The sequence below is a fragment of the Qipengyuania sp. 902 genome (assembly GCF_051195295.1).
Lineage (GTDB): Bacteria > Pseudomonadota > Alphaproteobacteria > Sphingomonadales > Sphingomonadaceae > Qipengyuania.
Genome location: NZ_JBNJLJ010000002.1, coordinates 628,777 through 654,344, shown reverse-complemented (window position 1 = coordinate 654,344; position 25,568 = coordinate 628,777). Strand labels below are relative to the sequence as shown.

Below are 25,568 nucleotides of genomic sequence, written 5' to 3'. Positions count from 1 at the left end.
TCAGCCGTGTTCGGCCCGGTGGCGGTCGAGCACGGGCTTCACGCGGCCGAGCGCTTCGCCGATCAGCGTGGAAAATTCTTCCTCGCCTAGCTCGCGCACGGCATTGTGCGCGGCGGCCACGCGGCGCGCATCGGCCCAGTCGATTCCCAATTCGATCGCCCAGTCCCTGAACTCATCGGCAGCGCCTGCCTTAGGACTGAGTGCCTTCTCCAGCGTCGGATGAAAGCTCAATCGCCCGGTCATGGGCAGGGCCGACAGTGGGAAACCTTTGTTGAGATAGACCAGCGTATCGTCCACATGGATCGTCCCGCTGGCGCGGTGCAGGGCGAGGATGGACGAGAAATGTACTGACTCGTCATCGCATACCAGCGGCATGCCCTTCGGCTGCGAGAAGGCGAAGGTATCGCCCAACTTCTCGGCTAGCGCCGGTTCTTCGCAGCGCGTCGCGTGCCAAGGGAGATCGGGCAGTTTCTCGTGATGGCGTGCGGTGCCGTAAAGCGTCGCATCCGGATAGGTGCGGTGCATCCACTCGCAATGGAGCGTGTGGTAGGGATGCAGGTTGATGATCGCATCGAGCTTGCGCCCCTCGTCGGTCAGCGCATCAACCTGCTGGCGGACCGGGGCGGGGAGGGTGTAGCTGTCGAGGAATACGTACCGCCCGTTTTCCCGCCGCACCAGCGAACACTGCGTGCCGATATCGAGCAGGCCGCCTACCCGCACTTCGCCCGTTATGCGCCAGAAGCCATCGGCAAGTCGGATCATCGTCTCGGGCATTGCAATTCCTTCGCTGGGGTTTGGTGACCTACGCCTCCCGCGCCGGATATATCCCCGAACGGGACGCAAGGGCGACGATTTGGAATTCCGCTTGCGTCCTCTTCCGACCCTCCCGACAATGCGGGGGAGAGAGGAGAGGCCGCCGATGATCGAATTCTTCACCGCGCCAGCGCCCAACGGGTGGAAGGTCGCCATCATGCTCGAAGAATGCGGGCTTGAGTATGAGCCGCGCTGGGTGAACCTTACGGCGGGCGACCAGCACACGGAGGACTATCTCGCGATCAATCCCAACGGTCGGATCCCCGCGATCATCGACCACGCGCCGGAGGACAGCGGCGATCCGGTGACGATCTTCGAATCCGGAGCGGTGCTGCTCTATCTTGCGGAAAAGTCGGGCCGCTTCCTGCCCGATGATATGCGTGGCCGGTCCCGCGTGCGGCAATGGCTGTTCTGGCAGGTGGGGCACCTGGGGCCGGCACTCGGCCAGCACGGTCACTTCCACCTCTACGCCGAAGAGAAGCTGTCCTATGCCATCGAGCGGTTCCACCGCGAGGCGCTGCGCTTGTACGGCGTTATGGACCGCCAGCTCGCCGACAACGAGCACATCGCGGGCGAGGACTATACAATCGCCGACATGGCCTGCTTCCCGTGGGTGCGGACCTGGAAGGCGCAGGGGATCCCGCTGGAAGACTTTACTCATGTGAAGCGCTGGTACGATGCGCTCAAGCAGCGCGAGGGGCTGCGGCGCGGCGTCGCGCTCGGCAGCGATATGGCGCGGCGCGGGGAGATGAGCGAGGAAGAGCGCAAGAACCTGTTCGGCACCGACAAGGCGAGGGTGCAATGAGCGTCCCGGTCGAATTCTTCTTCGATCTGTCGAGCCCGTGGACGCGTCTCGCCTTCGCGAACATCCGCCCGGCGCTGGACGGTCTGGATTATACTATCCGCTGGCGGCCCTTCCTAGTGGGCGGGGTCTTCAATGCGGTGAACCCGTCGGTCTATGAGAGCCGCAAGCCGGAAAATGCGGCGAAACTGGCGCGCAGCTTCGAATGGCTGAAGCAATGGGCGCAGCTGGCCGGTGTAGGGATGAACTTTCCGACCGAGCATCATCCGCTGAAATCGGTCCACGCCATGCGGTTCTGCTGTGCGCTCGAAGACGACCAGGAGGCGCTGGAGCGCTTCGCCCATGCCGCTTTCGAGGCCTATTTCACCGAGGGGCGCAATCTAGACGATTCGGCGGAGCTGGTCGCTGTGGCGAACGACTGCGGTTTCGATGGATCTGCCGTAGGAGAGCAAGCTGCCAGCCAGTCGATAAAGGATCGCCTCCGCACCAATACCGAAGAAGCGATCGAGCGCGGCGCGTTCGGTTCGCCCACGCTGTTCGTCGGCGGCGAGCACATGTATTTCGGAAACGATCAACTGCCGCTGGTGCGGCAGAAAGTTGCCGAGCTCGTTTAGCCGTCGAACCCGACGAAGCGCGCGGCTTCGTCCACCTCGCGGCGGGTGATCTTGACCGGGTTGGCGGGGAAGTCCTCGTCCGGCCAGCCCATCGCGACGGCCTTCATGATGACCTGATCGTCCGGGATGTTCGCATGTTCGCGCACGACCGGGCTTTGCATGATGCCTTGCGAATTGATGACGCAGCCGAGCCCGCGCGACCATGCTGCATTTACCAGTGCGGTCGTCACCGCGCCGCAATCGAACGGCGTATCGTCGCTGCCGGAGAGTTCCTTGTCATAGGTAACGATCACGCAGACGGGCGCGTCGAACTGGCGGAAGCCGCGCAGCACCCAGTCCTGCCGCGCGTCCTTGTCGTCGCGCTCGATCCCCATGGCCTCGAACAGCTGAACCGCGCAGCCGATCTGCCGCTCGCGGTGGACGCCGGCGAAGGGCTCGCCCCGGCGGAACTCGCGGCTGTCCGGCTCGCCGGCGAGGATACGCTCGGTATTGCCCTTGCGGATCCGGTCGAGCGGCTCGCCGGTGATGACGTGGAAATTATAGGGCTGCGTGTTCATCGAGGAGGGCGAGCGCATGGCCAGCGCCAGAACCTCCTCGATCAGGTCGCGCGGCACCGGCTTGTCCAGATAGCCACGGATGGAGCGGCGGCCGTTGACCACCTCGTCGAATGTCATGTCCGGATTGCCGCTCATTACTCTCTCCCAAATGCGTTTCGAAAGGAGACTTAGCGTGCAAAACGCGCAGGGCAAAATACCTTACGGCCGCGCCTGCGGCAGGCAGGTGCCGATCGCCGGATCGGGGAAGAGGCGGCAATCGAAATAGACGATCGGGTCGCGGCCCTGCCGGGCGGGCAGGTAGCTGAAGCGCAGGGTGCTGCGCGCGGCGAATGGGAGGGGGAGTTCGCCGGGCATGTCCGAAGCGCTGCTCCAACCATAGACCTGGCAGTATCGATTGCCGGGGCACAACGCGCGCGCCCTATCGACGAGCGCCTGCGGCGAATCACCGCCGGAGACGAGAACGAAGTGGACGCCGGGATCGGGCGACCCGGCACTGGCAGTCATCGACGGGGAGGGAGCCGCACTACTCCTGTCACTCGCGCCGTCGGCGGTAATGGTGCGGATAGCGACACCCTCGTCCACCAGTTGTGGGAGCAGGTCGGCAGGCCGCTCGACAGCCTGCGCCCGGCTCCGCAGCGCCAGCGGATCGGGCTCGCCCCCGTCATAGCGGGCGGAGAAGCCGCGCTGCGTCCCCCAAGTACCCTTCCAGCGCAGGAAAATGTGCGGCCCAACCACCGCGACCTTGTCGAGCGAGGGCGACCAGTAGGGGTAGACATAATCGGCGTGGTAATGCGTGGCCGTGCCGACTGCCTGGTGCACATAGCCGTCGAGCGCTTCCTCGGCCCGGGCGCGAGCATTGCGCCATGCCGCGTCCGAATATCGCCGCGCGAGCGAGCCGTCACAGGTGAAGGTGAACTGGCAACCGGTGGGGCGCTGCGATCCTTCGAATACCACGCCGCACACTGTGTTCGCAAACGCAGGGTGGCGCGTCCGGTTGAGCACGACCTGCATCACCGCGCGCTGGTCCGCATCGCCGCCGCCCGCTTCCGCCATCGCTGCCAGCGCCAGGCAATCGCGGGCGCGCGTGCGGTCGGCACTATCGCCGCGAAAGGCGAACGGAGAGATGGGCGAGAGTGCCGCAGGATCGACCGGCACGGCGGCGTTGCGGGCCTGCGCATCGTCTGCGGCGAGTTCGGACGTCAGCACCGTGTCTTCGGCGGAGGCCGGCAGGTCGGGCATCTCGAGCGGCTGCTCTGCTGCTTCCACCTGCCTCTGCTCGGGCGCGGGATGAGGCTTAAAGATCGCGAGCAAGAGCAGCGGCAGCAGCACGAGCGCCGCCAGCGCAGCGAACGGCCCGAAACCATCGGTCTTTTCGGATTGCTCTGCGTCCATCACCGGCAATGTAGGTATGCGCGCGGGCGCAGAACAGGCGCGGGCGTCAGGCCGCCTGCTTGAGCTCGAGCTCCAAGCGGCCCCAGATCTCGACCAGCGCCTCGACCAGCTTGTCCATCATCGCGGGCGTGTGGGCGGGGCCGGGGGTAAAGCGCAGGCGCTCGGTCCCGCGCGGCACGGTCGGGAAATTGATCGGCTGCACATAGACGCCGTATTCGGCGAGCAGGATATCGCTGATCTTCTTCGCGCGCACCGGGTCGCCGACCATCAGCGGGACGATGTGGGTAACGCTGTCCATCACCGGCAGGCCCGCATCGCGCATCTTTTGCTTGAGTGTGGCCGCAGCGGCGTGCTGGCCGTCACGTTCTTCGCTGCTTGCCTTGAGATGGCGGACAGCCGCGAGCACGCCCGCGACCAGCACGGGACTGAGCGAGGTCGTGAAGATGAAGCCGGGCGCGTAAGAGCGAATGCAATCGATGATGCGCGTGTCGGCTGCGATGTAGCCGCCCATCACGCCGAACGCCTTGCCCAGCGTGCCTTCGATGATGTCGATGCGGTGGGCCGCCTCGTCGCGCTCGGTGATGCCGCCGCCGCGCTTGCCGTACATGCCGACGGCGTGGACCTCGTCCACATAGGTCAGCGCGTTGTATTTCTCGGCCAGGTCGCAGATCGCGTGGATCGGGGCGACGTCGCCATCCATCGAATAGACGCTCTCGAACGCGATCAGTTTGGGAGTCGCCTCGTCCTCGGCGGCGAGCAGTTCTTCCAGATGCTCGAGATCGTTGTGACGGAAGACGCGCTTCTCGCAGCCCGAATTGCGGATGCCGGCGATCATGCTGGCGTGGTTGAGCTCGTCGGAAAAGATTACGCAGCCCGGCAACAATTTGGCGAGCGTTGAGAGCGTGGCATCATTCGAGACATAGCCGCTGGTGAACAGCAGCGCCCCATCCTTGCCGTGAAGGTCGGCCAGCTCGTGCTCCAGCTGGATGTGGTAGTGCGTGTTGCCGCCGATGTTGCGGGTGCCGCCCGACCCTGCGCCGACGTCGTGCAGCGCCTCTTCCATCGCCTCGATCACCTTGGGGTGCTGGCCCATGGCGAGATAATCGTTCGAACACCACACTGTGACCGGCTTCGGTCCGTTGTGGCCGGCAAAACAGCGCGCATTAGGGAAGGCGCCCTTGTTGCGCAGGATGTCGATGAACACGCGATAGCGACCCTCCGCGTGGAGGCGGTCGATGGCTTCGTCGAAAATCTGGTCGTAGTTCACGCGGGAACCGTCCCGTATCGGCGCCGCGCGGTCGCGGCCAAGTTCGGGCGCGACATAGGGCGAATGGCGACGCAATTCCACCGCGATCTTTGCGAATCGTTCGCAAGATTCAGAGGTGGACGAGACCCTTCAGGCCGTGCGCGGCAAAGGCTTCGGTCAGCTCCTCGAAATCGTCCATCGGGCCGGTGGTGACCGCGAAATCGGGCACCTCGCGTTCCATCTCCTGCCCCTGGACGAGGCGTGCGATCTGCCGCGCGATGCCCTTTGCGCCGTCGATGAAGGTCACATCCTTGCCGAAGGCCTCGCGCAATTCAGGCTCCAGCAGGGGGAAGTGGGTGCAGGCGAGGACCACGGTATCGAGGTCCTCGCCTCCCGGCTGGAGGACGAGGCCCGATGCGGCCTTGGTCACCTCGTCGACGCAAATCTCCTCGCCGCGCAGCTTGGCCTCGCCCAGCGCAACCAGCCCGCTCGCGCCGTAGCGCAGCAGCGTCTTGCCCTGCGCGAATTCGCGTTCGAGGTCGTCGACATAGCCTTGGCGGACGGTCGAATCGGTGCCGAGCAAACCGATGGTTCCGGTCTTGGTGATCTTAGCAGCGGGCTTGATCGCGGGGACCGTGCCGACGATCGGCGTTTCCAGCACCTCTCGCACCATGCCCAGCGCAATCGTGCTGGCGGTGTTGCAGGCGATGCAGATTAGCCGGGGATGCCAGCGCTCCGCCATCCGGCCGAGCAGGCCGGCGACGCGAGCGGCGACCTCCGCCTCGGTCTTGGTGCCGTAGGGCAAGCCTGCCATGTCGGCGGCGTAGATAACCGGAGCATCGGGCAGCAGTTCGCGCAGCTCGGCCAGCACGGTCAGCCCGCCGACACCGGAATCGAACAGCAGGATGGGTGATTTTGCGTCCACTTTCGCGTTTTCCCGTTCGCCCTGAGCTTGTCGAAGGGCCGTACTTCTCTCTAAGTGCACTGCTAGAAGAAAGAGCGGGGCTTCGACAAGCTCAGCCCGAACGGAACTATATTGCGGGAGCATTTCGTGCCCACTGAAATCACCATCACGACGCTCTATGCGGCGCTGCTCGGCTACGGCTTTGGCTCGATCCCCTTCGGCCTGATCCTCGCAAAACTGGCGGGCAAGGGCGATATCCGTCAGCAGGGCAGCGGCAATATCGGCGCAACCAATGTGTTGCGCACCGGCAGCAAGGAGCTGGCGGCGGCGACCCTGCTGCTCGATCTGTTGAAGGGCTTCGTGCCCGTATTTCTCGCCAAACTCTGGTTTCCCGAAGACATGGGCTGGACTGCACTGTTCGCCGTGCTCGGACATTGCTTTCCCGTCTGGCTGGCCTTCAAGGGCGGGAAGGGCGTGGCGACCAATGCGGGCGTCGCTTTCGGCATGCTCTGGCCGCTGGGCGCGATCTACGCAGCGACCTGGCTCGGCCTGCTAGCCATCACGCGGATTAGCTCGCTCGCCGGGATGGCCGCCGTAGTGGCGACTGCGATTGCGGCGTGGTTCATGGACGTGCGCACATTCGCCATCGTGATGACGCTGATCGCCGTGCTGGTGCTCTGGCTCCACCGCGAGAACATCAAGCGGCTGATGGCCGGGACCGAGCCGAAGGTGGGGCAGAAGTGACAATCTGGCCTAGGTCGTCATCCCAGCGGACGCTGGGATCGCTATCGAGATTGCGCTCCGCCGCAGACCGATCCCAGCGTTCGCTGGGATGACGGGGATGCCGCTTTCGCAAGACGAGGCTTTCGCCCGCATCCGGCTGCTGCGCTCGCCCAATATCGGGCCGGTCAGCTATGCGCAGCTGCTCGCCCGCTTCGGCACGGCGGCGGAGGCGCTGGAGGCGCTGCCCGAGCTCGGAAAGAAAGGCGGTCGGCAATATCGCGCGGCGCCGGTGGACCGGATCGAGCGCGAGGTGGACGGCGTGCGCAAGGCGGGCGCGAAATACCTCTTCCATGACCAGCCGGACTATCCTGCGCTGCTCGCGCAAATCGACGGTGCGCCGCCGATCCTGACCTGGCGCGGGGACCTGGCTTTGGCGGCCAAGCCTTGCGTGGCATTGGTCGGCGCGCGCAATGCCAGTGCGGCGGCGGTGAAGCTGGCGCGCGAGTTCGCACAGGGTCTTAGCGAGGCGGGGTTCACCGTCGTCTCGGGCCTCGCTCGCGGGATCGACGGCGCGGCGCACGAGGGCGCGTTTCCTCGCACCATCGGCGTCATCGCAAGCGGAATCGATATCGCCTACCCGCCGCAGCATACCGAGCTGCAGGAGAGGATCGCGAGCGAGGGGCTGCTGATCGCCGAACAGCCGCCGGGCACCGAACCGCGCGGCAGCCACTTCCCCAGCCGCAATCGCATCATCGCCGGACTGGCGGGCGGCACGCTGGTGGTGGAGGCGGCGGTGAAGTCCGGCAGCCTCATCACCGCGCGGCTGGCAGGCGAGGCGGGGCGCGAGGTCATGGCGATCCCCGGCAGCCCGCTGGAAGCACGTAGCCACGGCTGCAACCACCTCATCCGCGAAGGCGCGGTGCTGGTGCAATCGCCCGAGGACGTGGTCGAGCTATTGAGCGATTTCGACGGCAAGCCACGCAGCACCTTCCGCGAACCCGCGGAGCAGTTCGATTTCGAGCCCTCCGAGCTGGCCGAGGCCGAACCGGCGGACATCGCCTCTCTCCTGACCACCGCGCCGGTCGCGATCGACGAACTGATCCGCCAGTCGGGCACTAGCGCGGCGGCGGTGCAATTGGCGCTGCTGGAACTGGAGATCGCCGGCCGGCTGGAGCGGCACGCGGCGGGGCGGGTGAGCCTAATCTCATGACTCAAATATCACGTCACCCCGGACTTGATCCGGGGCCCAGCTACCTTCTGCGCTGATCTATGGGCCAGGAGCAAGGCGGCGGCTGGGTCTACATCATGGCCAATCGCTATCGCGGCACTATCTATGTCGGAGTGACCTCCGATCTAGCCGACCGCATCGCGCATCATCGTGATGGAAAAGGCTCCGCATTCTGCGCCGAGCATGCACTCAATCGCTTAGTCTGGGCCGAGAAGATCGAACGAATTGATGAAGCGATCGCGCGTGAGAAGCGGCTCAAGCGGTGGCGGAGGGAATGGAAATTCGACCTGATCGAGAAGAACAATCCTGACTGGCGAGACCTGTTCGGCGATCTCAACCGGTGATCCCCAGAAGCAGGGCCTCGGATCAAGTCCGGGGTGACGAAGGGTGTTGACCACTCGAAAACCGAACCGACAATCGCGCGTATACGCACGTACACACGTAAGGGACGTCCCAAACCACAATGCAACTCGTCATCGTAGAGTCGCCCGCGAAGGCGAAAACCATCGAGAAATACCTCGGCAAGGACTTCAAGGTCCTCGCGTCCTACGGCCATGTCCGTGACCTGCCGCCCAAGGATGGCAGCGTGCGGCCGGACGAAGGCTTCGAGATGGACTGGGAGCTTTATCGCGACAAGCAGAAGCGCTTCAAGGAGATCAGCGATGCGGCGAAAGGCGCGGACCGGCTGGTCCTCGCCACCGACCCCGACCGCGAGGGAGAGGCGATCAGCTGGCATGTCCGCGAGCTGCTGGCCAAGCGAAAGACGCTGCCCAAGGAGGTCGACCGCGTCACCTTCAATGCAATCACCAAGCAGGCCGTCACCGATGCGATGAAGGCACCGCGCGAGCTCGATCAGCCGCTGATCGACGCCTATCTGGCCCGCCGCGCGCTGGACTATCTCTACGGCTTCACTCTGTCGCCGGTGCTGTGGCGCCGCCTGCCCGGTGCGAAGAGCGCGGGCCGCGTGCAATCGGTCGCGCTGCGCCTGATCGTCGACCGCGAAATCGAGATCGAACATTTCCGGCCCGACGAATACTGGTCGGTCATCGTCAAGCTGCAGCAGGACGGCAGCGAGTTCGATGCGCGGCTGGTGAAGTTCGACGGCAGGAAGCTCGAGAAGCTGACGCTCGGCGACGAAGGCAGCGCGACGGCTGCGAAGAAAGCGGTGGAAGCTGCGAACTTCACGGTCGAGGAGGTCGAGACCAAGCCGTTCAAGCGCAATCCCTCTCCGCCGTTCACCACCTCCACCCTGCAGCAGGAAGCCGCGCGCAAGCTGGGCTTTTCCGCCAGCCACACCATGCGCCTCGCCCAGTCGCTCTACGAAGCGGGCGCGATCACCTACATGCGGACCGACGGCGTGAGCATGGACGGCAGCGCGATCGCCGCCTGCCGCAAGGCCGTGGCCGATCGCTACGGCGGCCACGCGCTTCCCGACAGCCCGCGGATGTACAAGACGAAGGCCAAGAATGCGCAGGAAGCGCACGAAGCGATCCGGCCGACCGAATTCAACCGCGACCGCGCCGGTTCGGGTGACGAAGGCAAGCTCTACGACCTCATCTACAAACGCGCGATGGCGAGCCAGATGGCCGCCGCCCAGCTTGAACGCACCAGCGTGACGCTGCGCGATCCGACCGGCCGGCACGAGCTGCGCGCGACCGGGCAGGTGGTGAAATATCCCGGCTTCCTCGCCGTCTACCAGGAAGGCCGCGACGATGCGGCCGACGATGACGAGGATGGCTTGCTCCCCGCGATCGCGAAGGGCGACAGCCCGCTTAAAAAGGGCGTCGAGGCGAACCAGCACTTCACCCAGCCGCCGCCGCGGTTTTCCGAGGCGAGCCTGGTCAAGCGGCTGGAGGAGCTCGGCATCGGCCGCCCCTCGACCTACGCTAGCACTATCCAGACCCTGCGCGACCGCAACTACGTGCGCATGGAGAAGAACCGCTTCTTTGCCGAAGAGTCCGGCCGCCTGCTGACGGCATTCCTCGAACGGTTCTTCGAACAGTATGTCGCCTTCGACTACACCGCGGGGCTAGAGGACGAGCTCGACACGGTCAGCGACGGGCGCGAGGACTGGAAGAAGCTGCTCGAAGCCTTCTGGCGCGACTTCAAGCCCAAAACCGAAGAGGTGATGGACAAGAAGCCCTCGGAAGTGACCGAGGTGCTCGACGGCTTCCTCGCCGATTATCTCTTCCCCGAACGTGCCGACGGGAAGGACCCGCGCACCTGCCCGCTCTGCGAGACCGAGGGCCGCGAAGGCGGACGGCTGGCCTTGCGCGGTGGCCGCTACGGCGCTTTCGTCGCTTGCGCCAACTATCCCGAGTGCAAATACACTCGCCAGTTCGCCAAGCCCGGCGGGGCTGATGCCGATGACGGCGCGGACGATGGCGTGATGGGCGAACACCCCGAAACGGGCCTGCCGATCGAGCGCAAAAGCGGGCGCTTCGGCCCTTACGTCCAGATGGGCGAGGGCAAGGAAGCCCAGCGCGCGAGCATCCCCAAGGACCTCGACGATTTCGATCTCGAATGGGCGATCAAGCTCCTCGGCCTGCCGCGCATCGTCGGCGAGCATCCGGAGACCGGCAAGGAAATCGAAGCCGCCATCGGGCGTTACGGACCGTACCTGCGGCACGATGGCAAATATGCGAAGCTGCAATCGACGCGCGATGTCTTCGAAACGGGCATGAACGCGGCGGTCACACTGCTGGCCGAAGCGGCCAATCGCAAGGGCGGCGGGCGCGGCAAGGCGGAACCGATCAAGACGCTTGGCGAGCACCCCACCAGCGGGGCCGAGATGAAGGTCATGCCCGGCCGCTACGGCCCCTATGTCACCGACGGCACGACCAATGCGACGATCCCCAAGGATATGAAGCCCGAGGACCTGACCGAGGCTAAAGCCATCGAACTGATCGACGCCCGTGCGGCGAAGGGACCGGCGAAAAAGAAGAAGGCTCCGGCAAAAAAGAAGGCTGCAGCGAAGAAAAAGGCCCCGGCCAATAAGAAGGCCGCTCCGAAGAAAAAACCTGCCGCGAAGAAGGCAGCTGACTGATGGGCAAGGAGCATTTCGAGCGGCACAAGCAGCCCTGGACCGGCGAGGAGGCGGGTCAGCTTCGCACGCTTGCTGCCAAGGGTCAGGGCCTCAAGCAGATCGCCAAGGCGCTGGGCCGCAGCGAGGAATCCACCAAGGATTTCGCCAAGAAGAACAAGATCAAGGTGGCGAAGAAGCGGTAGTTTGCTGTCGGCTATCCACCTCAATTTGAATGAGAAGGGGCAGCGCCGGACGGACCGGCGCTGCCCTTTTCCACAAATCGACCGCTCAGGCGCTGGTCGGCAGGTGGCTGGTGCCCGTTTCCATGTCGGGCGCTCCGTTCGGGTAGAAGCTGTTGCCGACCCATTCGCCGCCAGGATAGCGCTCCAGCATATAGTCGTACCAGCTCTGGCCCGGAGCGGGATTGCCGCCGGCAACCGTCAAAACTTCCGTCGCGCTCAGATCCTTGATCAAGGTCATCATCCTACCTCCAATTATTGGTGAGAATCGAAGGCTAGGGGCTAAGTGGGGGACCGACGATAGGGCGAATGAGCTATTACATCGCATCTAAGGGCTTCGCAGGAATTCAGTGGTTACTTTCCGCGCATCTCGCCGAGAAGAACAAGATCAAGGTGCCGACGATATGGTTGGTCAGAGCGCCGCGTAGCCGACCCCGAGACTTGCCGTGAGCGCGATCATGCTCGCGCCCAGTGCAATTGCCGCTGGTCGTGCCTCGCGCTTGCCATAGACCAGCGTCACGCCAAGCTTCACGCTCATGTTCGCAAGGATCGTGCCCGCAATGGCGAGTGCGGCAAGGTCGGGGGCGATCGTGCCCGGCTCCAGCCCACCTGCCGTCACAATCGCAGCGTCGACGTCCATGCTGCCCATCAGCAGCAGCAGGATGGCGATGCCTTGTTCGCCGAACTGGTCCTGCGCCCAGCGCGCGCCGACGGAGGCCGCTGCGACGAAGGCTACGAAGGTTGCTGCGGGCACCAGGGCGATCGGGTTGCCGGGCGGGGCGGGGCCGGTGCTGATCGGGGCCTTGCGATAGAGCCACCAGGCGAGGGCAAAGCCAACCACCAGCGCCGGGGCCACGATCACCACGAAATGCGGTAGCAGGCTGGTCGCCAGGATCGCGACGAGCACGATAACGCGCAGATACATCACTGCACTCGCCAGCGCGATCCCGGCGTTTTCCGCGCCGCCACCCTGTCCAGTCCCCAGCCGCTGCGCGAAGGAATGAGTGACCGCAGTCGAGCTGTAGGCCCCGCCGATGATGGCGGTTGCGATGGTGCCCTTGCGCGCTCCGAAGGTGCGGTTCGCGACATATCCGGCGAAGGAGAAGCCGGTGACGATAATGACCACCAGCCACAAGGTGCGCGGCTCCCACGCGTCGTAGGGGCCGAAACGTCCCTCTGGCAAGAAGGGCAGCACCGCCAGCGCGATCACGGCATAGCGCGCGAAAGCCTTGACGTCGGCCTCGTCGAGCGCGCCGACCCAGCGATGCATGTCGTTGCGCAGCGCGAGTACCAGCGTGACCACCGCACCGCCCGCGACGGCGAGCGCCGCGTTCCCGAGACCCGCGATGAACCCGAGCGCGAGCGTGACCATGGCGGCTACGGCGGAGGTCGCATCGGGCCTGCCGTTCGCCAGCACTGAGCGCGAGTAGCCGATGGCGACGAGGGCGGCTGCACCTGCCATCAGGACTCCGCTCGCAACAGGCTGTCCGATGCCCGAAAGCAATCCCGAAAGCCCGCCGACCAGAGCCAGCAGGGTGAAGGTCCTGATCCCGGCAACACGCTGTCCGTCCTCGCTCGCACGCAATTTCCAACCGCGCTCGAGCCCCACCATCAGCCCGACGGCCAGCGCCGCTCCGAGAGCGGCCAGATGGTCAGCTGCAATCATCGCCACCTAAGGGATCAGCTCTTCCACTCCAGCCCCATTTCCTCGAACATTTCTTTGTCGTCGCTCCAACGTTCGTCGGTCTTGACGTGCAGGAACAGGTGGACCTTCTGGCCGAGTAGTTCGCTCAATTCCTTGCGTGCGGCCTCGCCGATGGACTTGATGCGGCTACCGCCCTTGCCGAGCACGATGGCGCGCTGGTTGTCGCGCATGACCACGATCTGCTGGTGGATTTCGACGCTGCCGTCCTGGCGCTGGATATATTTCTCAGGGCGCACGGCGCTGTCGTAAGGCAGTTCCTCGTGCAATTGCTGGTAGAGCTGCTCGCGCGTAATTTCGGTGGCGAGCAGGCGTTCGGAGGCATCGCTTACCTGGTCTTCGGGATACATCCACGGGCCTTCCGGCATCATGTCCGCCAGTGCCTGTTTCATTTCCGGCACGCCGTCGCCGGTAAGGGCGGAAACGAAGTAGATCTCCGCGAACTCGACCTTCTCACCCAGCTCATGCGCCAGCGCGAGCAGCGGCTCTTTCTTGGCGACATCGACTTTGTTGAGAACGAGAATCTTCCGTTCAGGCCGGCTGGCGACCTGTTCCAGAAGGGGTTCCAGTTCATGGCGGCGCTGCTTGACCGGATCGACCAGCAGCAGCACGGCATCGGCCGCTTCCGCACCCTCCCAGGCGGCGCTGACCATCGCGCGGTCGAGCCGGCGCTTGGGCGCGAAGATGCCGGGTGTGTCGACAAGAATCATCTGCGTCTGCCCATGCAGCGCGATGCCCATCATCCGGGCACGGGTGGTCTGCGCCTTGGCGCTTGTGATCGCGACCTTCTGGCCGACCAGCTGGTTGACCAGCGTGCTCTTGCCCGCATTGGGCGCGCCGAGGACGGCGACGACGCCGCAGCGTGTGGTTTCCTGCTCGCTCATCCGAACTGCTCCATGAATGCCTGTGCAGCGGCCTTTTCGGCTTCGCCCTTGCTGGTCGCGCTGCCGTGCGCCTCGCCGACCTTGTGGACGCTGACGCGGACGGTGAAGCGCTGCGCGTGGTCGGGGCCGGAGCGCTCGACGATCTCATACTGCGGCGGGGCGCGGCGATTGCCTGCGGCCCATTCCTGCAGCGCGCTTTTGGGATGCTTGGCCTTGCCCGCACCGCTTTCCAGCGCCGGCCGGAACAGCTGGTGGACGAGCTCTTTCGACGCCTCGAACCCGTTGTCGAGGAATTGCGCGCCGAGCAGGCTTTCGACCACGTCGCCGAGGATGTTATCGCTGTCGCGCCCGCCATCGGCACGTGCCTGCTTGGAGATACGGATATGGTCGGCCAGCCCGATGCCGCGCGCAACTTGAGCGCACATCTCGCGGCTGACGATCGCGTTGAGGCGCTGGGCAAGCTTGCCCTCCGGTGCCTCGCTCTGCGCGAACAGCCAGTCGGCGATGGACAGGCCGAGCACGCGGTCGCCGAGGAATTCGAGCCGCTCGTAATCGCGTGTTTCGCCCATGCTGCCATGCGTCAGCGCGGCGACCCAGCGGGCCTCGTCCTTCACGGTGAAGCCGTTCGCGGCGAGGAAGTCGCGGGTCTCGGGTTCGAGCTTTTGAGTCATATGTCGCTCCCGATCCGGTCCCAGCGGGCGGCAGTGAACCAGGTCCACGGCAGCAGCCATTCCGCGCTTCCGTCCGTCGACCATAATACCATGCTGGCACGCGCCACCAGCAGGCGCTGATCGACGAGGCCTACGCCGCCGCCAGCCTGCGCGGGGAAGCGGCTGTCCTGCGAATTGTCGCGATTGTCGCCCATTACGAACAGCTGGCCTTCGGGCACCACCACCGGGTCGAAATCGTCCTTGGGCCAGGGGCCGAGGTCGATCACCGGATAGCTCTTGCCGTTCGGCAAAGTCTCGAGGAACTGCGTGTAGCGGCAGGCCGGGCCATCGGGTGTCTGCACTTCTTCGGCACGCATGTTGCACTGTGTGTTGAGGCTCATCGGCAGCAGGATTGGCGGGGCTGCCTGCTGCGGCACCGGTTCGCCATTGAGGAACACGGTCCCGCCGCGCATCGCCACCGTATCGCCCGGGAGGCCGATTACGCGCTTGACGTAATCGAAGCGGTCGACCGGATGTTTGAACACCACCACGTCGCCGCGTTCGGGCACATTGCCGAATATTCGCTGATCGGGTCCAGGCAGGCCGAGCGGCAGCGAATTCTCGTTATAGCCATAGGGCCATTTCGCGGCGATCAGATAGTCGCCGGTGCGCAGGCCCGGCAGCATGCTTTCGCTGGGGATCGTGAAGAAGCTGAAGGCCAGCGTGCGGAACAGCAGCACCGCCAGCACCAGCTTGGCGCAGAACCACAGGAAGCTGGCCCAGCTTTCCTGTTTCGGCTCGTCGGCGGAACTTGCTTCGGCGTTCTTCGCTGTCATGCGGGGTTCTCAATCATCGCCCAGTCCCCTAGTCGCAGCCCTCGCAACCATCAAAGGATTTTCGCCCGCCATGCCGACCGCTGCCGAACTCTGGGACACTCTCGAAAACCTGCCGCGTCCGACGCTGGGCGAGCTGTTCAGCGCGAGCCGCGACGGCGGCGAGGGGGCGGACGAGCCGGGCGGGGACGAGCGGGTCGCGATGCTTTCGGGCCGGATCGAGCTGGAAGACGGCGGCATCCTGTTCGACTGGTCTAAAACGCATCTCGACCGCGCGGTGATTGCTGCTTTCGAAGAGCTGGCCGAGGCGATGGACTTTGCGGGCATGCGGGCGAAGCTGTTCGGCGGCGAGGTGGTCAACCCGACCGAGGGCCGGGCGGCCGACCATGCGACCCTGCGCGGAATCGGCGACGAGGCGAAGGTCGAGGAAGCCGCCGCGCTGATCGACCGCATGGGCATGCTGGTCGAGGCGATCCACGGTTCCGATGGAAGGGGGGGCGCGCTGGGCGAGGTCGAGCACCTGATCCACATCGGCATCGGGGGTAGCGCGCTGGGCCCTGCGCTGGGCGTCGACGCGCTCTCGCGTGACCTGAGCTATTGCGACGTCCATGTCGTCTCTAATATCGACGGCGTGGCGCTGGAAGCGGCGTTTGCGAAATGCGATCCCGCCAAGACGCTGATCGCGGTCGCCAGCAAGACCTTCACCACCATCGAGACCATGACCAACGCGGAAAGCGCGCTCAAATGGCTACGCGACAACGGCGTGTCCGACCCCTCGGGCCGCGTTATCGCGCTGACCGCCAACCCCGAAGGCGCGGTCGAGTGGGGAGTGGACGAGACGCGTATCCTGCCATTTCAGGAAAGCGTCGGCGGGCGTTATTCGATCTGGTCGTCCATCGGCTTCCCCATCGCCATGGCCGTCGGGATGGACGATTTTCGTGCCATGCTGGCAGGGGCCAAGGCGGTGGACGAGCATTTCCGCGATACCGACGGCGCTGCCAATCTCGTGCTGCGCGCGGCTTTCGCCGATCTCTATTACACCCGCGTCCGCAGCTGCCAGACCCGCGCGGTCTTCGCCTATGACGAGCGGCTCGGCCTGTTTCCCGACTACCTCCAGCAGCTGGAGATGGAATCGAACGGCAAGCGCGTGACGGCCGACATGCAGCCGGTTGACGGGCCGACTGCGCCGATCACCTGGGGCGGGGTGGGGACCGACGCGCAGCATGCGGTATTTCAGCTGCTTCACCAGGGAACGCATCTAATCCCGGTGGACTTCATCGCCAGTATTGCGCCGGGCGACGATCTCGATCCCGCACATCACCGCATCCTGCTCATGAACTGTTTCGCGCAAGGCGCGGCGCTTATGGCGGGCAAGAAAGGCGAAGACCCCGCACGCAACTATCCCGGCGACCGTCCCTCGGCGACGATCCTGTGCGACGACCTCGATGCCGCCGCATTGGGCGCGCTGATCGCCTTTCACGAACACCGCACCTTCGCCAATGCCGTTCTGATGGGTATCAACCCGTTCGACCAGTTCGGTGTGGAACTGGGTAAGCAGATGGCCAAGGCGATCGAGCAAGGCGGCGAGAGCTTCGATGCGAGCACCGAAGCATTGCTTAGTATCGCCGGATTGCAGCAGGCTTAGAGTGGCCTTATCATTTGATATATTTGACTAAATTAAACGTTTTGAGCTATCCGGCGCCCATTGCGTTGAGGGGAATGACGCTTGGCACTGGCCGACCGGGAATTGATGCTGCAGGAGTTCCGAAAGGCTTACGACCGGCTGGAAGCAGTCCGGAAGGCAGCGAAGGAAACTGGCGACACGCGCGCCTTGTCGCATGCCGAGCATAATTTTCATGCGGTCGCGGAAGGTCTCGCGCGCCTCCTCATCCGTGCGGAGAAGCGCGCCAACGATTAGGCTGGCATGGCGATTTAAGTGCGTGCTGGAAAGTGCGCGGTGCTTGGCCTAAGCGCCGGCTCTATGACGACGACTATCCTGCTTTTGCTCGCCGGTTTCGCCCTGCTTCTGCTGGGCGGCGAACTGCTGGTTCGCGGCGCTTCGCGACTTGCCGAAAGGTTCGGACTTTCGCCGATGCTTGTCGGGCTGGTGATTGTCGGACTGGGGACCTCTACGCCCGAACTTGCCGCCAGCGTGCAGGCCTCGCTTGCCGGATCGCCGGGTATCGCGATCGGCAATATCGTGGGCTCGAACCTCGCCAACATCCTGCTGATCCTCGGCACCGCAGCGCTGATTGCGCCGATTGCCGTGGGTGCAAACGCCTTGTGGCGCGACGGGATGGTTGGCGTCGGCGGCGTGCTCCTGCTTCTGCTCGCCGGTTCTACCACCGGTCTCTCGCAACTGGCCGGCGGCGCATTCCTGCTGATCCTCGCGGCCTATCTCGCACTCGCTTATCGGCAGGAGACGGCAAGCGCCGGCGCTTCGGCGGCAGGACAGCGCACCGCAGCAGCTGAGCATGCCGATCCCGGACTTCACCCGGAGAACAACGGCAAGACCGGCGGCGTCGCCGTGCCGATCCTGTTGTTCGTAATCGGCACCGCCATCATCATTGCCGGGGGCTACATCCTCGTGGATGCTGCTATCGCTATGGCTGCGCGGCTGGGCGTCTCCGACGAAGTCATCGGACTCACTGTCGTCGCTGCGGGCACCTCGGCCCCCGAGCTGGCGACCAGCGCCATCGCCGCCTTTCGCAAGGAGAGCGATATCGCGCTCGGCAATGTGCTCGGCTCGAACATCTACAACATCTTCTTCATCGGCGGCGTGACCGGCCTCGTCGCTCCCGGCCCGATACCCGGCGGGATCATGACGATCGACCTATGGGTCCTTCTCGCCGCCTCAATCGTCGCAATCGTCTTCGCCTATACCGGCGGGCGGCTCGGTCGACGCGAAGGCGGGCTGCTGGTTGTGGGCTACCTCGGTTTTATCGCGTTCACCGTGGCCGCCGCGTAAATCGCAGCGATTGACATTTTGCACTGCAGCATCCACATGGCTGCCATCGAAGCGCGCTAGCCAGCGTGAAGCGGCGAGAGGAGAGACATCCATCGCCCCGGCCGCGCCTCGGTCCAGTTTTCAAGACTTCCCTTTTCACGCGGGTGGTTCCAACCCCCGCGCCGCGCGACCATTGCGTCTGCGCGCCGCATATTTTTTGCGAGCGTTTATGACTAAATTTACCGACCTCGGGCTGTCGCAGCCCGTCCTCCAGGCCCTCGACATGAAGGGCTATGACACGCCGACGCCGATCCAGGCGCAGGCCATCCCACCGGTGCTCGAAGGCCGCGATCTGATGGGCATCGCCCAGACCGGCACCGGCAAGACCGCAGCCTTCATGCTGCCGAGCATCGACAATCTGCGCGAGGCGGACAACCAGACGCCGTTCAAGTCCTGCCGCATGCTGGTGCTCGCGCCGACGCGCGAACTCGCCGGCCAGATCGCCCAGAGCGCCAAGGATTACGGCGCGATGGCGGGCCTTAAGGTCCAGTCGATCGTCGGCGGCACCTCGGTCAACAAGGACCGCAACAAGCTGCACCGTGGAACCGACATCCTCGTCGCGACGCCCGGCCGCCTGCTCGACCTCATCGACCAGAAGGCCTTCACGCTCGACAAGGTTGAAATCCTCGTCCTCGACGAGGCTGACCAGATGCTCGACCTCGGCTTCATTCATGCACTGCGCCGGATCAGCCAACTGGTGCCCGAAGACCGCCAGACGCTGTTCTTCAGTGCCACCATGCCCAAGCAGATCCAGGAACTGGTCGGCAAGTATTGCCGCAACCCGGCTAAGGTCAGCGTGACGCCCGAAAGCACCACGGCGGAGCGGATCGACCAGTACCTCTTCATGGTCCAGCAGGACGAGAAGCAGACCCTGCTCGAAATGATCCTGAAAGAGCGCCATGAGGTACCCGGCAAGTTCGAGCGGGTGCTGGTTTTCGCCCGCACCAAGCATGGCTGCGACCGCATTGTGAAGAAGCTCGGCCAGGCGGGGGTCCCGGCCAATGCGATCCACGGCAACAAGAGCCAGCCGCAGCGCGAACGCGCGCTCGACGAGTTCAAGCGCGCCAAGACGCCGATCCTGGTCGCGACGGATGTCGCTGCCCGCGGGATCGACATTCCCGGCGTCAGCCACGTGCTGAACTATGAGCTGCCCAACGTGCCCGAACAATACGTGCACCGGATCGGCCGTACCGCGCGTGCGGGCCGCGATGGCGTGGCGATCGCCTTCTGCGCCGAGGACGAGCGCGATTACCTTAAGGACATCCGCAAGAAGACCGATGCGGAGTTCGAGCGCTTGCCGCTCCCGGACAATTTCCGCGCCGTGGTCGAAGGCGTCGGGCCGACCAGGCGCGAGCAGAAACCGCGTCTCGCCAAGCCGAAGGTGCGCCCGGCTGGCGGCGCGGCGAAGAAGCCCAAGCCGAAGCAGAAGCACACCGCGCGTAAGGGCAAGCCCGAAGGCGCAGGTCAGGGCCGTCCGCAGGGTGGGAAGCCCGGCGGCGGCCGCAATCGGAGCCGCAATCGCAGCCGCTCGCGCGCCGCGCAGGGCTGACCGACTGGACACACGTACTCGCCACGCGCAAATATCGTTAAATCTACGGTCTGCTGGAGCTGACAGATGGAACCCGGATTCAAGCCGAAGATAACTCCGATCGACCGCATTCAGGAAAACCTCGTCGCTCGCGTCGAGCGCAAGGCTCTCAACTGGCTATGCGCGCGGCTGCCGCGGCGGGTTTCGCCCGACATGCTGACCGCTCTGGGCATGGTCGGAGCGGTTCTGGTATTCGTGGGGTATCTCGGAAGCAACGCGGACCGCGACTGGCTCTGGCTCGCAGTGGCCGGATATGTGGTTCACTGGTTCGGAGATTCGCTCGACGGCAGTCTGGCGCGTTACCGGAAGATCGAACGCCCGCGATATGGCTATTTCCTCGATCATAGTTGCGATGGATTGGCGACGACGCTGCTGGTCGTCGGCATCGGACTAAGCCCCTACGTCGAACTCGAGGTCGCGCTGATCGCCCTGGCCGGATATCTGCTGATGTCCATTCATGCCTTCCTGTCGGTTCGCGTTCTCGGCGAGCTGCGGCTGTCGTACATGAATGCCGGACCCACCGAGCTGCGCCTTGTCCTCATCGCGCTGACCCTGGCGATGTATTATGCAGGTCCGGAAGCGCCGATCCTCTGGCAGCTCAACGGTTTCGACCTGTTTGTCGGGGCGGTAGGCTGCCTTTTGGTCGCGCTGTTCGTCATCCAGACGGTACAGGTCGCGAGGCGACTGGCGGTGGAAGAACCGCCGCGAAATTGACGCTGTTTTTGATTCTATCGAAACGATTTGGCCGCCTTTCCCTAATTCCGGCATCGCTTCGGCGAGAGACCTGCGCAGAGCTAACATTATCCCGCGCCGCCGCCGGAGCCGCACTGGCGCGGTTCAGTTGGGAACGGCTCCCATATCCGGAGAGGCTATGCGCAGCCGCGCGAAGGCTTCGGGCATCGTTTCGGCCAGCCATTCGAGCATGCCTTCGCGAATGTCACAGCGCAAATCGAACAGCGCGGAAGAATCCTTCGCGCTCATCAACAGACGGAACTCGATCGCATCACGCATTGTCTCGGTGACCTGCGCCACCTGAACGCGTCCGTCCCAAAGGGCGTTCGCCTTGATCTGCCGTTCGAATTCAGCCCGGATCGGCGCAATCTTCGTCGCCGGGTCGAGGTAGAGCATCACCGAGCCGAGCAGCTGCGCGGTCTTCTTCGTCCAGTTCTGAAATGCGTCTTCGAGAAAACGCGTGGTCGGCACGATCAGTCGCCGTTCGTCCCAGATCTTCACGACGACATAAGTGGTGCGGATGTCCTCGATCCTGCCCCACTCGCCTTCGATGATGACGACGTCGTCGATATTGATCGGCTCGGTCAGTGCCATCTGCGCCCCGGCGATCAATGATTTGAGCGCGGGTTGCGCCGCCGCCCCAACGGCAAGCCCCGCAAGCCCCGCCGATGCGACAAGCGTTACGCCGATATCGCGGACCCCGGGGATCGAAAGCAGCATCAACCCCACGGTCACGAAGACGATGATGAAAGTGACGATCCGGCTGAGCATGGTCAGCCGTGTGCGCCGTCGCCGTGCGGCAAGATTGTCGGCCACGGTGATGTCGGCGCGAAGCTTCATCGCCTCCACCAGTGCATGCAGGGTTGCCAGTGCGATCCAGCCGATCAGCGCGGGCATGATGAAGCCAGCAAGTTTTTGCCAGATCGCTTCGAAGGCGGGTATCTCGCGCGCGGTTATAACCAGGGCTAGCGCAATCAACGCGACCCGCGTCGGCAAGGCCAGCCGCCGGACCAGCATATCGTCGGATTCGCTGTTCGACGATCTGGCGAAGCGGCGCAGCAGGCGGAATGCCAGCCAGTGGATGGCAAGCGCCACGGCGGTCGCCGCAGTGGCGAAAGCGAGGTAGTTCCAAGGATAGGGCAGGAACTCGGCCCCACCCTCGACGAATTCTGCAATCGGTTGCTTCATGCTGTCTCCCGATGTGTTGCGGGTTCGGGCAGCATCCCCTCCCAGAGACTATCGTTGCAATGGATCGCACAGGCTTGCGGTTCCCCTGCGCAGCGGCACGGAACGGATCGGGTAAGGCCCTTGTGCTGTCCACCCGAAGGCCCCAATTGCAACGACGAACAAAGATTGGAGACAGATTTTGGCGACAGAACCCGGCGGCGAATACGATTTCGACCTCTTTACCATCGGTGCGGGGTCGGGCGGGGTGCGCGCTTCCAGGGTTTCCGCCGCGCACGGGGCGAAGGTCGCGATCGCGGAGGAGCACCGGGTCGGCGGCACCTGCGTCATTCGCGGGTGCGTGCCCAAGAAGATGCTCGTCTACGGCGCGCATTTCGCCGAGGATCTGGAAGACTGCCAGCGCTTCGGCTGGGAAATCGGCGAGCGCAAGTTCGACTGGAAGACTCTGCGCGACAATGTGCTCGACGATGTGACGCGGATCGAGGGTGCCTATACCGACACGCTCGAAAACCACGATGTCACCATCCTCAAGGAACGTGCCGAAATCACCGGCCCGCACGAGATCACGCTGGCGAGCGGCAAGACCGTCACGGCGAAGTACATCCTGATCGCCACCGGGGCGCGGCCACGCATGCCGGAATGCCAGGGGGGCGAGCATGCCATCAGCTCCAACGAGGCTTTCCATCTCGACGAATTGCCCGAGAAGATCATCATTGCGGGCGGTGGCTACATCGCCAATGAGTTCGCCGGTATCTTCAACGAGTTCGGCTGCGATGTGCACATCGTAAATCGCGGCGACCGCCTGCTGCGCAGCTATGACGAAGCGGTGCGCGACCGGCTGCTGCAGATCAGCACGATGAAGGGGATCAAGTTCCGCTTCAACACGACTTTCGAATACATCAAGCCGTGCGACGAAGGCGGCTACTTCGTGAAGATGTCCGATTGCGAGGAGGAGAAGGCCGACCTCGTGATGTTCGCCGTGGGACGGATTCCCAATACGGAAGGGCTCGGCCTCGACACGGCGGGCGTGGAGCTGGGCGATGGCGGCGAGGTCAAGGTCGACCGCTTCAGCAAGACCAATGTCGACCACATCTATGCCGTCGGCGACGTGACCGACCGCGTGCAGCTGACCCCGGTTGCCATCCGCGAGGGCCAGGCCTTCGCTGACACCGTTTTCGGCGGGCACGATCCGGTCGCGGTCGACCATAGCTGTATCCCCAGCGCCGTCTTCAGCCATCCGCCCATCGCAGCGGTCGGAATGACCGAAGGCGAGGCAAAGAATGCGCTTGGCAGCGTGAAGGTCTATCTCTCCGATTTCCGGCCGATGAAGAATGTTCTGGCGGGCCGCAACGAGCGCAGCCTCATGAAGATGGTCTGCGACGGCGATAGCGGCAAGATCGTCGGCATCCATATGATCGCTCCCGAGGCGCCGGAAATGATGCAGGCCGCCGCCATCGCGGTGAAGGCGGGCCTGACGAAAGCGGATTTCGATGCGACCACCGCGATCCATCCGACGATGGCGGAAGAGCTGGTGCTGATGCGCTAGGCGAAGAGGCTCGGCGATAGCGGGTCCGGCGTCACGCCGACGGCCTGCAATTCCTCAGGCCATTTCGCGCCAGTCGCCAATGTTTCGGCGGCGAGCGCCATTGCAGGCGAGGTCTGCAGGCCGAAGCCGCCCTGGCCGGCTAGCCAGAAGAAGCCCGGAGCTTGCGGATCGAAGCCGCAGACCGGCAGGCGGTCGGGGGTGAAGGTCCTGAGCCCGGCCCACTTGCTCGCAAGGCGCGGGATGGCGAGCGTCGTCGCCTGCTCGACGCGCCAGGCGGTCAAGGCGATATCCTCCTCCTCAGGCTGCGCGTCGCATGGGTCGGACGGATGCTCATCCATTGGGCAGGCCAGCAGGCGGCTGCGCCCTTCCGGCTCGATGTAGAAGCCGGGACCGACCGTCTTGGTGAAGGGCCATGCCGAAACGTCCATGCCATCGGGCACATCGAAGGTAATGACCGTGCGCCGCAGCGGCGTCAGGCCGATAGGAGCGACGCCCGCCAGCCGCGCGATTGCGTCGGCCCAGGCTCCGGCGGCGTTGACCACGACCTTCGCCGAGTAGCTGTTGGCCGGCGTATCGACGATCCACGCCGCGCCGTCGTGACGCAGCGACGTCACCGGCGATTGTGTCGCGATCTCGCCTCCTGCCGCGACCAAGGCGTGCCTGTGCCCTTCGAGCAGCGCATGGGCATCGAGTTTGCGACCGGCTTCGTCCAGCAGCGCTCCGATGATCCCGTTCTCGCCTTCGCGGAGCACAGGCACGAGCGAGCGCGCCTCGTCCGAGGATAGCCGCCGTACGTCCGGCTGCCATTCGCGATAGCCGGCCTCGACGCGGTCGAGATCGCTCTCCTGCCACTCCAAGGCGATGAACAGCGCGGGGTGCCTGCGCGCTCCCGGTTCCTCGAGCAGCGGCAGGCTCGCTGCGGTGAGCGCGCGCACCAGCGGCGCATCCATATCGAAATGCGCGAAGGCGGCACTGCGGCCCGAGGCGTGTACGCCGGGAGAACCCTCCGCCTCGCAAACTACTACGCGGCCATGCTGCGCCAGCCGCGCGGCGGCGGAGAGGCCGGCGATGCCCGCGCCGATCACGAGGAAGTCTACCGTCTGCATGATCTGCCCACGATAGGCCGCTCTAGCGGTCTCGCATAGCGCCAGCGTAGCCCAATCGCACCGGATCGGGACGAAGCGGTGCCGCGCATTGCACCTGCGCGCATGGCTCGCCACAACTTGCTGAACGATTCGCCGATTTCGGGGAGATTGCATGAACACGTTGGCTTCGCGCGGACAATTGCGCGCGAGTTTCATTCGCTGGACGCTCTTTACCGTGCCGCTGATTTTCCTGCTGGGCTTTCTTAGCGGCATGGTCGGCAGCCCGGATTCGGCCTGGTTCCAGTCGCTTGAAAAACCCGCGATCTATCCCGAGCCCAAGTGGTTCGGCATCGTCTGGTCGGTGCTCTATGTGATGATCGGCCTTGCCGTCGCCATGGTCGCCTCGGCCTGGGGCGCGCGGGGCCGCACGGCAGCCTTGTGGATGTTCGCTGCGCATTTCGTGTTCAACCTGGCGTGGACACCGGTGTTCTTCGGGGCCCAGCAGATCATGGGCGCGCTGGTGGTCATCGCGTTGATGGCGGTGACGCTGGTGGCGGTGATCGCGCTGTTCTGGAAAGTCCGCAAGGCGGCCGGACTGCTGCTGTTGCCGTATCTCGCTTGGGTGTTGTTTGCCGGGGTACTCAACTTCCAGTTCCTGCAGCTGAACCCCGATGGTGGAGCCGCCGCGAACGACAGCGGCGCGGTCGAGCGGGTGAGAATAGGGAATTAGTTTTTGCCGGGTGCGGTCAGGACATTCGTCCTGACCTCGCTGTTCCATCCCGCTCCCCCACCCGGTCACCCACGGCACTATAC

Annotated in this window: 26 protein-coding genes; 14 read left to right on the top strand and 12 right to left on the bottom strand. The window is 64.5% G+C overall.

The features are described 5' to 3' along the window. A complete protein-coding gene (locus tag ACSH0F_RS08295) occupies positions 1-774 on the bottom strand; it encodes a hypothetical protein (protein WP_435201701.1) in 774 nt (257 codons plus the stop codon). Between the two features lie 145 nt (positions 775-919). Between ACSH0F_RS08295 and ACSH0F_RS08290 the strand changes: the two genes are divergently transcribed. Beyond that, complete coding sequence (locus ACSH0F_RS08290) at positions 920-1,618, top strand: glutathione S-transferase family protein (protein WP_435201699.1); 699 nt, start codon at positions 920-922, stop codon at positions 1,616-1,618. After that, the gene (locus tag ACSH0F_RS08285) at positions 1,615-2,229 is read left to right on the top strand and encodes a 2-hydroxychromene-2-carboxylate isomerase (protein ID WP_435201697.1); all 615 of its coding nucleotides are present in this window, start codon (positions 1,615-1,617) and stop codon (positions 2,227-2,229) included. The genes ACSH0F_RS08290 and ACSH0F_RS08285 overlap by 4 nt, the downstream gene beginning before the upstream one ends. Here ACSH0F_RS08285 and ACSH0F_RS08280 read toward each other — a convergent pair. The 4 genes from ACSH0F_RS08280 to murI form a co-directional block, all read right to left on the bottom strand. Continuing rightward, positions 2,226-2,921: a nitroreductase gene (locus ACSH0F_RS08280; protein WP_435201695.1), complete on the bottom strand. Its 696-nt coding sequence runs from the start codon at positions 2,919-2,921 to the stop codon at positions 2,226-2,228. The two genes, ACSH0F_RS08285 and ACSH0F_RS08280, sit on opposite strands and share 4 nt — an antisense overlap. A gap of 63 nt (positions 2,922-2,984) precedes the next feature. After that, positions 2,985-4,178 carry a cell wall hydrolase gene (locus ACSH0F_RS08275; RefSeq protein WP_435201693.1) on the bottom strand — a complete coding sequence of 398 codons (1,194 nt, stop codon included), beginning with the start codon at positions 4,176-4,178 and terminating at the stop codon, positions 2,985-2,987. A 46-nt stretch (positions 4,179-4,224) separates the two neighbouring features. After that, a complete protein-coding gene (gene hemA, locus ACSH0F_RS08270) occupies positions 4,225-5,445 on the bottom strand; it encodes a 5-aminolevulinate synthase (protein ID WP_435202198.1) in 1,221 nt (406 codons plus the stop codon). A gap of 109 nt (positions 5,446-5,554) precedes the next feature. Then, complete coding sequence (gene murI / locus ACSH0F_RS08265) at positions 5,555-6,349, bottom strand: glutamate racemase (protein ID WP_435201691.1); 795 nt, start codon at positions 6,347-6,349, stop codon at positions 5,555-5,557. A 126-nt stretch (positions 6,350-6,475) separates the two neighbouring features. Here murI and plsY point away from each other — a divergent pair, with 126 nt between their 5' ends. The 5 genes from plsY to ACSH0F_RS08240 all read left to right on the top strand — a co-directional run bounded on the left by plsY (position 6,476) and on the right by ACSH0F_RS08240 (position 11,507). Beyond that, positions 6,476-7,072 carry a glycerol-3-phosphate 1-O-acyltransferase PlsY gene (plsY, locus tag ACSH0F_RS08260; RefSeq protein ID WP_435201689.1) on the top strand — a complete coding sequence of 199 codons (597 nt, stop codon included), beginning with the start codon at positions 6,476-6,478 and terminating at the stop codon, positions 7,070-7,072. An 88-nt stretch (positions 7,073-7,160) separates the two neighbouring features. Beyond that, positions 7,161-8,261, top strand: a complete 1,101-nt coding sequence (gene dprA / locus ACSH0F_RS08255; RefSeq protein WP_435201687.1) for a DNA-processing protein DprA — start codon at positions 7,161-7,163, stop codon at positions 8,259-8,261. A gap of 59 nt (positions 8,262-8,320) precedes the next feature. Next, the gene (locus tag ACSH0F_RS08250) at positions 8,321-8,623 is read left to right on the top strand and encodes a GIY-YIG nuclease family protein (RefSeq protein ID WP_435201685.1); all 303 of its coding nucleotides are present in this window, start codon (positions 8,321-8,323) and stop codon (positions 8,621-8,623) included. Positions 8,624-8,742: 119 nt separating this feature from the next. Continuing rightward, complete coding sequence (topA, locus tag ACSH0F_RS08245; RefSeq protein ID WP_435201683.1) at positions 8,743-11,325, top strand: type I DNA topoisomerase; 2,583 nt, start codon at positions 8,743-8,745, stop codon at positions 11,323-11,325. After that, a complete protein-coding gene (locus ACSH0F_RS08240) occupies positions 11,325-11,507 on the top strand; it encodes a hypothetical protein (RefSeq protein WP_278322337.1) in 183 nt (60 codons plus the stop codon). Before topA ends, ACSH0F_RS08240 begins: the two co-directional genes overlap by 1 nt. An 85-nt stretch (positions 11,508-11,592) precedes the next feature. Here ACSH0F_RS08240 and ACSH0F_RS08235 read toward each other — a convergent pair whose 3' ends face one another. From ACSH0F_RS08235 to lepB, 5 genes are all read right to left on the bottom strand, one after another. Further along, entirely contained in the window at positions 11,593-11,787 is a 195-nt protein-coding gene (locus tag ACSH0F_RS08235; protein WP_435201681.1) for a hypothetical protein, read from the bottom strand. Between the two features lie 168 nt (positions 11,788-11,955). Then, entirely contained in the window at positions 11,956-13,209 is a 1,254-nt protein-coding gene (locus ACSH0F_RS08230) for an MgtC/SapB family protein (RefSeq protein WP_435201679.1), read from the bottom strand. Between the two features lie 14 nt (positions 13,210-13,223). Then, positions 13,224-14,129: a GTPase Era gene (era, locus tag ACSH0F_RS08225; protein WP_435201677.1), complete on the bottom strand. Its 906-nt coding sequence runs from the start codon at positions 14,127-14,129 to the stop codon at positions 13,224-13,226. Further along, positions 14,126-14,800 carry a ribonuclease III gene (rnc, locus tag ACSH0F_RS08220; protein WP_435201675.1) on the bottom strand — a complete coding sequence of 225 codons (675 nt, stop codon included), beginning with the start codon at positions 14,798-14,800 and terminating at the stop codon, positions 14,126-14,128. Before rnc ends, era begins: the two co-directional genes overlap by 4 nt. Beyond that, positions 14,797-15,615 carry a signal peptidase I gene (gene lepB, locus ACSH0F_RS08215; RefSeq protein WP_435201673.1) on the bottom strand — a complete coding sequence of 273 codons (819 nt, stop codon included), beginning with the start codon at positions 15,613-15,615 and terminating at the stop codon, positions 14,797-14,799. Before lepB ends, rnc begins: the two co-directional genes overlap by 4 nt. 70 nt (positions 15,616-15,685) lie before the next feature. On the opposite strand from lepB, the gene pgi reads away from it, so the two are divergent. From pgi to ACSH0F_RS08190, 5 genes are all read left to right on the top strand, one after another. Beyond that, a complete protein-coding gene (gene pgi, locus ACSH0F_RS08210) occupies positions 15,686-17,257 on the top strand; it encodes a glucose-6-phosphate isomerase (protein WP_435201671.1) in 1,572 nt (523 codons plus the stop codon). An 81-nt stretch (positions 17,258-17,338) separates the two neighbouring features. Beyond that, on the top strand, positions 17,339-17,530 hold the full coding sequence (locus ACSH0F_RS08205) for a hypothetical protein (protein ID WP_435201669.1): 192 nt from the start codon (positions 17,339-17,341) through the stop codon (positions 17,528-17,530). Between the two features lie 63 nt (positions 17,531-17,593). Then, a complete protein-coding gene (locus tag ACSH0F_RS08200) occupies positions 17,594-18,580 on the top strand; it encodes a calcium/sodium antiporter (RefSeq protein WP_435201667.1) in 987 nt (328 codons plus the stop codon). A gap of 208 nt (positions 18,581-18,788) precedes the next feature. Then, positions 18,789-20,168, top strand: a complete 1,380-nt coding sequence (locus tag ACSH0F_RS08195; protein WP_435201665.1) for a DEAD/DEAH box helicase — start codon at positions 18,789-18,791, stop codon at positions 20,166-20,168. A gap of 66 nt (positions 20,169-20,234) precedes the next feature. After that, positions 20,235-20,921 carry a CDP-alcohol phosphatidyltransferase family protein gene (locus ACSH0F_RS08190; protein ID WP_435201663.1) on the top strand — a complete coding sequence of 229 codons (687 nt, stop codon included), beginning with the start codon at positions 20,235-20,237 and terminating at the stop codon, positions 20,919-20,921. Between the two features lie 123 nt (positions 20,922-21,044). On the opposite strand, the gene ACSH0F_RS08185 is transcribed toward ACSH0F_RS08190, so the two are convergent. Then, positions 21,045-22,127 (bottom strand): mechanosensitive ion channel family protein, encoded by a 1,083-nt coding sequence (locus tag ACSH0F_RS08185; RefSeq protein WP_435201661.1) that lies wholly within the window; start codon positions 22,125-22,127, stop codon positions 21,045-21,047. A 178-nt stretch (positions 22,128-22,305) separates the two neighbouring features. Between ACSH0F_RS08185 and gorA the strand changes: the two genes are divergently transcribed. After that, complete coding sequence (gene gorA / locus ACSH0F_RS08180) at positions 22,306-23,670, top strand: glutathione-disulfide reductase (protein ID WP_435201659.1); 1,365 nt, start codon at positions 22,306-22,308, stop codon at positions 23,668-23,670. Here gorA and ACSH0F_RS08175 read toward each other — a convergent pair. Then, positions 23,667-24,776 (bottom strand): NAD(P)/FAD-dependent oxidoreductase, encoded by a 1,110-nt coding sequence (locus ACSH0F_RS08175; RefSeq protein ID WP_435201657.1) that lies wholly within the window; start codon positions 24,774-24,776, stop codon positions 23,667-23,669. The two genes, gorA and ACSH0F_RS08175, sit on opposite strands and share 4 nt — an antisense overlap. Before the next feature lie 151 nt (positions 24,777-24,927). Here ACSH0F_RS08175 and ACSH0F_RS08170 point away from each other — a divergent pair, with 151 nt between their 5' ends. Beyond that, a complete protein-coding gene (locus ACSH0F_RS08170; protein ID WP_435201655.1) occupies positions 24,928-25,485 on the top strand; it encodes a TspO/MBR family protein in 558 nt (185 codons plus the stop codon). Positions 25,486-25,568 lie beyond the last annotated feature (83 nt).